Origin of the sequence: Corallococcus sp. AB018 (assembly GCF_003986945.1) — a bacterium.
In the GTDB taxonomy this organism is placed as follows: Bacteria; Myxococcota; Myxococcia; order Myxococcales; family Myxococcaceae; genus Corallococcus; species Corallococcus exiguus.
Window position 1 is genome coordinate 1 of record NZ_RAWR01000327.1, and the last position, 8007, is coordinate 8007.

Annotated in this window: 6 protein-coding genes; 4 read left to right on the forward strand and 2 right to left on the reverse strand. The window is 69.8% G+C overall.

Annotated elements, in window-relative coordinates; genetic code table 11:
- Positions 1–47: 47 nt before the first annotated feature.
- On the reverse strand, positions 48–449 hold the full coding sequence (locus D7Y11_RS45285; RefSeq protein WP_233605283.1) for a MarR family winged helix-turn-helix transcriptional regulator: 402 nt from the start codon (positions 447–449) through the stop codon (positions 48–50).
- A 207-nt stretch (positions 450–656) separates the two neighbouring features.
- Here D7Y11_RS45285 and D7Y11_RS40165 point away from each other — a divergent pair, with 207 nt between their 5' ends.
- The 3 genes from D7Y11_RS40165 to D7Y11_RS40175 are packed head-to-tail and all read left to right on the forward strand — an operon-like array spanning position 657 to position 6491.
- A complete protein-coding gene (locus tag D7Y11_RS40165; RefSeq protein ID WP_126936312.1) occupies positions 657–2090 on the forward strand; it encodes a TolC family protein in 1434 nt (477 codons plus the stop codon).
- Positions 2091–2116: 26 nt separating this feature from the next.
- Positions 2117–3304, forward strand: a complete 1188-nt coding sequence (locus D7Y11_RS40170) for an efflux RND transporter periplasmic adaptor subunit (RefSeq protein WP_126936313.1) — start codon at positions 2117–2119, stop codon at positions 3302–3304.
- A gap of 28 nt (positions 3305–3332) precedes the next feature.
- On the forward strand, positions 3333–6491 hold the full coding sequence (locus D7Y11_RS40175; protein ID WP_126936314.1) for an efflux RND transporter permease subunit: 3159 nt from the start codon (positions 3333–3335) through the stop codon (positions 6489–6491).
- A 96-nt stretch (positions 6492–6587) separates the two neighbouring features.
- Here the strand turns inward: D7Y11_RS40175 and D7Y11_RS40180 are convergent, their stop codons facing one another.
- Positions 6588–7583, reverse strand: a complete 996-nt coding sequence (locus tag D7Y11_RS40180; protein ID WP_233605284.1) for a hypothetical protein — start codon at positions 7581–7583, stop codon at positions 6588–6590.
- 207 nt (positions 7584–7790) lie between these two features.
- Here D7Y11_RS40180 and D7Y11_RS44750 point away from each other — a divergent pair.
- Positions 7791–8007 (forward strand): hypothetical protein (locus D7Y11_RS44750; RefSeq protein ID WP_233607553.1); only part of this gene is annotated, 217 nt, incomplete at its 3' end.

Consider the following 8007-nt stretch of genomic DNA (forward strand, 5'->3'; position numbering starts at 1 on the left):
GGGCGGCGGCGGGACGGGCATCGCGCCCGGCCCTCCACCTCCCGTCGTCACCCGTTGTCGTTGTTGGAGGAGGGCGGCCCGCAGGGCGGGTCGTCCTTGCGCGGCGGATTCGCGGGCTCGTTGCCCAGCAGCTGGCACAGCCCCGTCTGCAGCTTCTCCAGGAGGCACGACAGCACCTCCACCTCCGGCGGCGCCAGGAACTCGCGCGCCTGGGCATCCACCCACCGCGCGGCGAGCTCCAGGGCCTGGATCTCCCGGCGCCCCGCGTCGGTGATTTCCAGGCGCACGCAGCGGCGGTTCTCCCCCGCGCGGCGCTCCACCAGCCCATCCTCCTCCAACCGGTCCACCAGCCGGCTCACGGCGGGCGCGTCGATGAGCAGCCGCTCCGCGATCTGCGCCTGGCTGTGGATGCCGTGGATTCCGATGTTCTTGAGCACGAGCAGCTGCATCAGCGGCCGATCCGTTTGCTCACCCACTTTTTGGGTGAGCAGTCGGACCACTGCGCGTCGCGTCGATGCCACTTGCTCAGCGATGGTCATGGGCGTAAGAGATGATTGCATTCAACAACGGTTGTCAATTACATCTTGACCGCGCGCAGGGAACCCGGGGTGGGTACCACCACTCGCTCCTGCCGGAAAGACCCGCCGCTCCAGAGTATGGCCACCTCCAGCGCCCTCCTCGTCCTCCTCCTCGCCGCCACGCAACAGGCGCCGTCCGCGTCTCCCGCCCCCCAGCAGCCCACACCTGACGCCAGCGCCGCCGCGGCCGCGCCGGCCCCCGTCCCCTTCCAGCCGAAGGTGGACGACCCCATGCTCACGCCCGTCCCGGCCGCGCCGGAGCAGGTGAAGACGTGGGATGACGCCCTCACCCGGGTGCGCCAGCGCTCCACGGACCTGCGCAACGCGGAAGCCGGCGTGTCGCGCGCGCAGGGCCGGTGGCGTCAGTCCCTGGGCCTTCTGCTGCCCAACGCGCGGGCCACCGCGGGCGTGGGCGTGGACGTGCTCCACCCGGACGTGCCCTCCGCCGCGGGCGGCGGCTTCGTGGGCGGCTCCAACACCGGCACCGGGGTGGCGGGTCCCAGCGCGCCCCTGGGCACGGTGTCCGCGTCCCTCACCCAGTCCATCATCGATGTAGGCGCATGGCGGGGCCTGTCGTCCGCGAAGGCCTCCGAGTCCGCGTCCGTGGCCAGCCTCCAGGACGTGCAGCGCCGCCTCACCCAGGGGCTGGCGCAGGTGCTGGTGGCCACGGTGGCCGCCGAGCGCGCCGCGGAGGTCAACCGCGTGGGCCTGCGTCAGGCGCTGGAGCGCCAGGCCATCACCCAGCGCTCGTTCGAGCTGGGCGCCGGCACCCAGCTGGACGTGGTGCGGGTGAGCCAGGACGTGGCGGTGGCCCGGCAGGCGCTGGTGGCCGGGGACGAGCAGCTGCGCCGGACGCGTGAGTCGCTGGGCCTGTCCCTGGGCGAGGACCACGGCGTGGGCGTCAACCCGGAGTTCAACCTGGGCGGGCTGGTGGAGCAGACGCGCCAGGACTGCGCCCCCCTGCAGGACCTGGCCAACCGGCCGGACCTGGTGGCCCAGCGGGCCAACGTGGACGCGGCCCGGGAGAGCCGGCGCCAGGCTTCCGCCGGTTACCTGCCCACCCTGGGACTGAGCAGCACGCTGGTGGGTTTCACCACCGACCCCGGCTTTGGCCGCTTCGGCACCTGGAACGTGTCCGCGGTGCTGTCCATGCCCCTGTGGGAGGGCGGTCAGCGCGAAGGGCTCGTGCGCGAGCGCGCGGGCATTGAAGAACAGGCCGCCCAGTCGCTGGAGGCCAACCGCCGCAACGTGGGTGTGGAGGTTTCTCGCGCGCGGCGTGGAGTGGAAGTGGCCGAGGCGCTGTTGAAGACCGCTGCCGAGTCCGTGGAGCTGGCGGACCGGACGGACCGGCTCACGCGCCGGGCCTTCGAGGTGGGACGAGGTGGCAGTTTGGAGCTGGTGCAGAGCGGAGCCGCCCTCCGCCAGGCGCAGCTCGCGTTGGTTTTGAGGGAATTCGAGCTCGTCCAGGCCCGCCTGGACGCGTTCCTGACGGAGGCCCGGTGCGACTGGTGACGAGGGTACGCCCCCTGAAGGCGCTGATGACGAAGACGGTGTTGGGCGCGGCGCTGGTGGCTGGCGCGGCCGGGTGCTCGGGCAAGCCGGAGGCGAAGGCCGCTCCGCCGCCGCGCGAGGTGCAGGTGGTGGCGCTGGCGCCGCACGAGGTGCGGGACACCGGCGAGTACCTGGGTTCGCTCCTGTCGCGGCAGAGCGTGACGGTGCTGCCGCAGGTGAACGGCTACATCCGGAAGATCCTGGTGAAGCCCGGCCAGAAGGTGGAGGCCGGCACGCCGCTGATTGAGGTGGACGCGCGCCAGGAGACCGCGGCGCTGGACAGCGCGCAGGCCCAGCAGAGCTCCTCCGCGGTGGAGCTGGAGCTGGCGAAGCGCACCCTGGCGCGCACGGAGTCCCTCAACCGCGAGGGCCTGGCCAGCGTGCAGGAGTTGGAGCGCGCCCAGGCGGCGGTGAAGGCGTCGGAGGCCGCGGCGCGCGCGGCGGGCGCGAACGTGGCCCAGCGTCAGGTGCAGCTGCAGTTCCACGTGGTGCGCGCGCCGTTCGCGGGCACCATGGGCGACGTGCTGGTGCGCGTGGGTGACTTCGTGAGCGCCACCACGACGCTCACGACGGTGGCCCAGGCGGACGCGCTGGAGGTCAGCGTGTCGGTGCCGTCGTTCCGCGCACGGTCGCTCAAGCCGGACACGCAGCTGGAGCTGTTGGATCAGCAAGGCCGGGTCATCCTCTCCAGCACCGTCTTCTACGTGGCGCCGCAGACGGACCCTCGCACGCAGCTGGTGGAGGTGAAGGCCGCCTTCCGCAACACGGTGGGCCTGCGCCCCAGTGAGCTTTTGCGGGCGCGGCTGGTGTACTCCACGCGGGACGCGCTCCAGATTCCGGCGCTCGCGGTGGTGCGCCAGAGCGGCCAGCCCTTCGCCATGGTGGTGGAGAAGAAGGACGGCAAGACGCTGGTGGAGCGCCGCCCGGTGGCGCTGGGGCAGCTGGGCGACATGTCCTACGTGGTGGAGGGCGGCCTGAAGCAGGGCGACCTCGTCGCGGTGTCGTCGCTGCACATGCTGCGCGACGGCATGCCCGTCATCCCCAAGCAGGTCTCCGTGAACAACGACGCATCCCCCCAGCCGACGGGCACCGTGAGGGCCGACGAGACCCCCACCAACGCCCAGCTGCCCCGCACCGCGTCCGGTGGCGGCGGCACCACCGGCGGCAGCCGCTAGCAGGCGAATTCAAGAGAGGCGCCACACCGTGTTCGTCGACTTCTTCATCCGCAGGCCTGTCTTCGCCATCGTCTGCTCCATCATCCTGACGCTGGTGGGCGTCATCGCCATCCCGACGCTGCCCATCGCGCAGTACCCGGACCTGGCGCCGCCGCAGGTCACCGTCACCAGCACCTACGTCGGCGCCAGCGCCGAGGTGGTGGAGTCCGCCGTCACCATCCCGTTGGAGCAGGAGCTCAACGGCGTGGAGGACATGCGCTACATCACCTCCACCAGCAGCAACGACGGCACCAGCACCATCACCGTCACCTTCGCCCCCACGCGCAACATCGAGGTGGCGGCGGTGGACGTGCAGAACCGCGTGAGCCGCGCCGCGGCCCGCCTGCCCGCGCAGGTGAACCAGACGGGCATCGTGGTGAACAAGGCCTCCAGCCAGATGCTGCTGACGGTGGGCCTGTCCTCCCCGGACAACCGCTACGACGCGAAGTTCCTCTCCAACTACGCGGACGTGAACCTCAAGGACGCCATCAAACGCGTCCGCGGCGTGGGCGAGGTGCGCATCTTCGGTGAGCGCAAGTTCTCCATGCGCCTGTGGTTGGATCCGTCCGAGCTGGCGCGCCGGAACATGACGCCGCAGGACGTGGTGCGCGCGCTCCAGGAGCAGAACCTCCAGGTGGCCGCGGGCCAGGTGGGCCAGCCGCCGTCCAGCGACGAGCAGCCGTACCAGATTGCCGTGCGCGCCCGGGGCCGCCTGGTGGAGCCGGAGGAGTTCGGCGACATCGTGCTCATGCGCAACAACGACGGCCGCGCCGTCACGGTGAAGGACGTGGGCCGCGTGGAGCTGGGCGCGGAGAACTACAGCACCCTGCTGCGCTTCAACGGCCGCACCGGCGTGGGCCTGGCCATCTTCCAGCTGCCCACCGCCAACGCGCTGGACGTGCGCGACGGCGTCATCAAGGAACTGGACCGCCTGTCGCAGTCCTTCCCGCCGGGCCTGGAGTACCGCGTGGGCACGGACACCACGCTCGCGGTGCGCGCCTCCGTCAACGAGGTGATCCACACCCTCATTGAAGCCATCGCGCTCGTCATCCTGGTCATCTTCCTGTTCCTGCACGGGTGGCGCAGCGTTCTCATCACCGCGCTCACCCTGCCGGTGTCACTCGTCGGCACGTTCGCGTTCGTCTACCTGATGGGCTTCTCCATCAACACGCTGACCCTCTTCGGCCTCACATTGGCCACGGGTCTCGTGGTGGACGACGCCATCGTGGTCATCGAGAACATCGAGCGCCTGATGGCGGAGCGCGGGCTCAGCCCGTTCCAGGCGGCGCGCGAAGGCATGAAGGAGGTGGCTGGCGCGGTGGTGGCCATCTCCGTGGTGCTGGTGGCGGTGTTCATCCCGGTGGCCCTCTTCCCGGGCACCACGGGCTCCATCTACCGGCAGTTCGCGCTCACCATCGCCGCGTCGGTGGCCCTGTCCACCTTCTGCGCGCTGACGCTCACGCCCGCCCTGTCCGCGCGGCTGCTCAAGCACCACCACGGCCCCAAGTGGGTGTTCTTCCGCAAGGTGGACCAGGTGCTGGACTGGACGCGCGACATGTACGGCAAGGGGCTGCGCAAGCTGCTGGTGCACCCGCTCATCGTGCTGGTGGCGTTCCTCGCCTGCATTGGCGTCACGGTGATGCTGTTCCGCTCGGCGCCCACGGGCTTCATCCCGGATGAGGACCAGGGCTACGTCATCATCTCCGTGCAGGGGCCGGAGGGCATGGCCCTCAGCCAGACGGAGAAGGTGCTCCAGGAGGTGGAGGCGGTGCTCAAGGCCCAGCCGGAGGTGAGCGTGATGTTCGCCATCGGTGGCTTCTCCCCCAGCGGCAACGGCTCCAACTACGCCACCGTCTTCACGGCCTTGAAGCCGTGGGAGGAGCGCACGGGCAAGGACCAGTCCGTGGCCGCGCTGGTGGAGCGGCTGCGCGGGCCGCTGGGCAAGATTGGCAGCGCGCGCGTCATCCCCTTCCAGCCCCCCGCCATCCGCGGCGTGGGCAGCGTCGGCGGCTTCCAGTTCATCGTGGAGGACGTCGCCGGCAACCACTCGCTGGAAGACCTGGCCAACGCCACGCAGGAGATGGTGCAGAAGGGCAACGAGGAGGGCCGCCTGCGCGGCGTCTTCACCCCCTTCAACGCCAACACGCCCATCCTGGACGTGGAGGTGGACCGCCAGAAGGCCAAGGCGCTGGGGGTGCCGATTGAGCAGATCTTCGGCGTGATGCAGCTCTACATGGGCAGCCAGTACGTCAACGACTTCAACTACGCCAGCCGCACCTACCGCGTGTATGTCCAGGCCGAGCAGCAGTTCCGCGACAGCCCCCAGGACATCGGATCCTTCTACGCACGCACGGACGCGGGCGACATGATTCCGCTGGAGTCGCTGGTGAAGGTGACGCCCATCGTCTCCGCGCAGGTCATCAAGCACTACAACCTGTTCCGCTCCGTGGAGATCAACGGCCAGGGCGCGCCCGGCGTGTCGTCCGGCCAGGCGCTGGAGGCCATGGAGCAGGTGGCCCAGGCGGCGCTGCCCCAGGGCATGTCCTCCGAGTGGACGGGCATCAGCCTGGAGCAGAAGGAGTCCGGCGGGCAGACGATGATCATCTTCGGCCTGGGCATCCTCTTCGTGTTCCTGGTGCTGGCGGCGCAGTACGAGTCCTTCAGCCTCCCGTTCGTCATCATCCTGTCCGTGCCGCTGGCCATCATGGGCGCGCTGGGATTGCAGGTGGCGCGCGGCTACGCGAACGACGTGTTCTGCCAGGTGGGTCTGGTGATGCTCGTGGGCCTCGCGTCCAAGAACGCCATCCTCATCGTGGAGTTCGCGGAGCAGCTGCGCGAGCAGGGCAAGAGCGCGCTGGAGGCGGTGGTGACGGCGGCGGAAGTCCGCCTGCGCCCCATCCTCATGACGTCCATCGCGTTCCTCCTGGGCGTGGTGCCGCTGATGACGGCGTCCGGCGCGGGCGCGGCGGCGCGCAACTCGCTGGGCACCGCGGTGTTCGGCGGCATGCTGGTGTCCACCATCGTCAACCTCATCTTCATCCCGGGCCTCTACATCCTCATGCAGAAGGTGCGTGGGGACGCGAAGCGGTCCAGCGGTGAGGAGGAGACGCCCACTTCGCACGAGCCCGCCCCGGCGCACGCGCCGTGAGCTGACCTGGCAGTGCAGCGCTGAAAAACAGACCGCCCTCCCCTTCCGGTACGCGAAGAGGAGGGCGGTGGTGTTTTCGGGGCTGCTCGTCGCGCGTCAGATTTCGTGGGCGGTCTGCTCGTACACGATGACGTGGCGGGACTCGGGCAGCAGGATGATGTTGAGCGTGCGCCAGTTGTCGCCGTTGGGGCCGGTGCTGAACTCGCGGAAGTAGCTCTTCACCTGCGCGTTCGCGGCGCTCTCGCCGTAGGTGTCCAGGATGGCCTGGTGCAGCGGCTGGAACTGCAGGTACATCCGCGGCAGGAACGCCGCGTAGGTGTACGTGCCCGGGTTCGGGTCGTTGCGGTAGCCCTTGTACTCGCTGCGCGCGAGCACCGCCGCCGCCGCCGCGTCCAGCGAGGCGTGCGTCGAGTACGGCCACGCGAAGTCATACCGGTCCAGGAAGGAGTACATGTCCTCGCGGTACGCGTTGGCCCCGCCGAGCACCGCGTTGAGGGTCCCGTCGAGCGGGAACGCCGCCAGCGTCACCGGGGCATTGGCCGGCGCCGGAGAGGGGTTCGCCACGCACGCGCCGCCCACGCAGGAGGCCTGGAGGCGGTACTGCTTGGCCAGGCCGTTGCTCCAGCCCACCACCACCAGGTACTCGCCCGCCTGGTTGAAGGTCGCGAGCGGAATCTTGCTCAGCTCGCCGTAGCCGGAGTCGTCGTCCCCGTAGAGCGGCATGAAGCCGTAGCCGTACTGCGTCTTGGGACCGTACACGTACAGGCCGGTGTCCACGCCCATGCCGGTGCCCAGGTGGGTGACCTCCAGCGCCACCTGCGTGTTCGCCGCGACGTTGAGCTTGAAGCCCTCGTAGTTCGCGGACGTGCCGGTGTTCGACGTCACCGCGCCGCCCACGGGCAGCGTGCCCGCGATGTACAGGTAGCTGTCGAACGGAGCGGGCGGAGCCGGCACCAGCTGCTGCGTCGCCGTCGTCACCGTGTCGCCGCCCTCGGGGGCCGGGGTCTGCTCCGGCTGGCCGCCACAGGCGCCCATCAGGCCCACCGCGGACATGCCCAGCACCGCGCTTCGCACTGCCGTTCCACGCATCATCGCGTCCACCTTCTCAAGGAGGGCGGGGGGACCCGCCCTGGGAGTGAAACGCCTCCCTGTGACAGTTTGGAGCCTGGAACTCAAGCAACAGATGAAACACAGGCGCCCTTGGTGATTGGAGAGGGATTGCGGGCATGCTCCCGCACCCGCAGGAAAGCATCGCGTGCAGCGAAGGCCTGTGGACTCTGGGCAAGGAAGCGCTCCACGATGGCTTCGAACATGACAATAGAAAGACCCCCCTCTCTCGAGTTCGTCCTGGAGCGTGCCCGGGAACGAGCCCGTCGCGAGGAGTTGGCCCGGGCCCTGGCCGAGAGAGAGGGGAATGTCAGCGTCACGGAGCGACTGGTGAATGGCCGCTGGAGTTGGCTGCGACTGGCGGGACTGCTGCTCGCGGTGGGCTGCGCCTCCCTGCCCGCCCCCATCC

Bases quoted from the DNA above. Each gene is read 5' to 3' on its own strand.
- D7Y11_RS40180 (WP_233605284.1), bottom strand. From the start codon at position 7,583: ATGATGCGTGGAACGGCAGTGCGAAGCGCGGTGCTGGGCATGTCCGCG.
- D7Y11_RS40170 (WP_126936313.1), top strand. From the start codon at position 2,117: ATGACGAAGACGGTGTTGGGCGCGGCGCTGGTGGCTGGCGCGGCCGGG.
- D7Y11_RS40165 (WP_126936312.1), top strand. From the start codon at position 657: ATGGCCACCTCCAGCGCCCTCCTCGTCCTCCTCCTCGCCGCCACGCAA.
- D7Y11_RS45285 (WP_233605283.1), bottom strand. From the start codon at position 449: ATGCAGCTGCTCGTGCTCAAGAACATCGGAATCCACGGCATCCACAGC.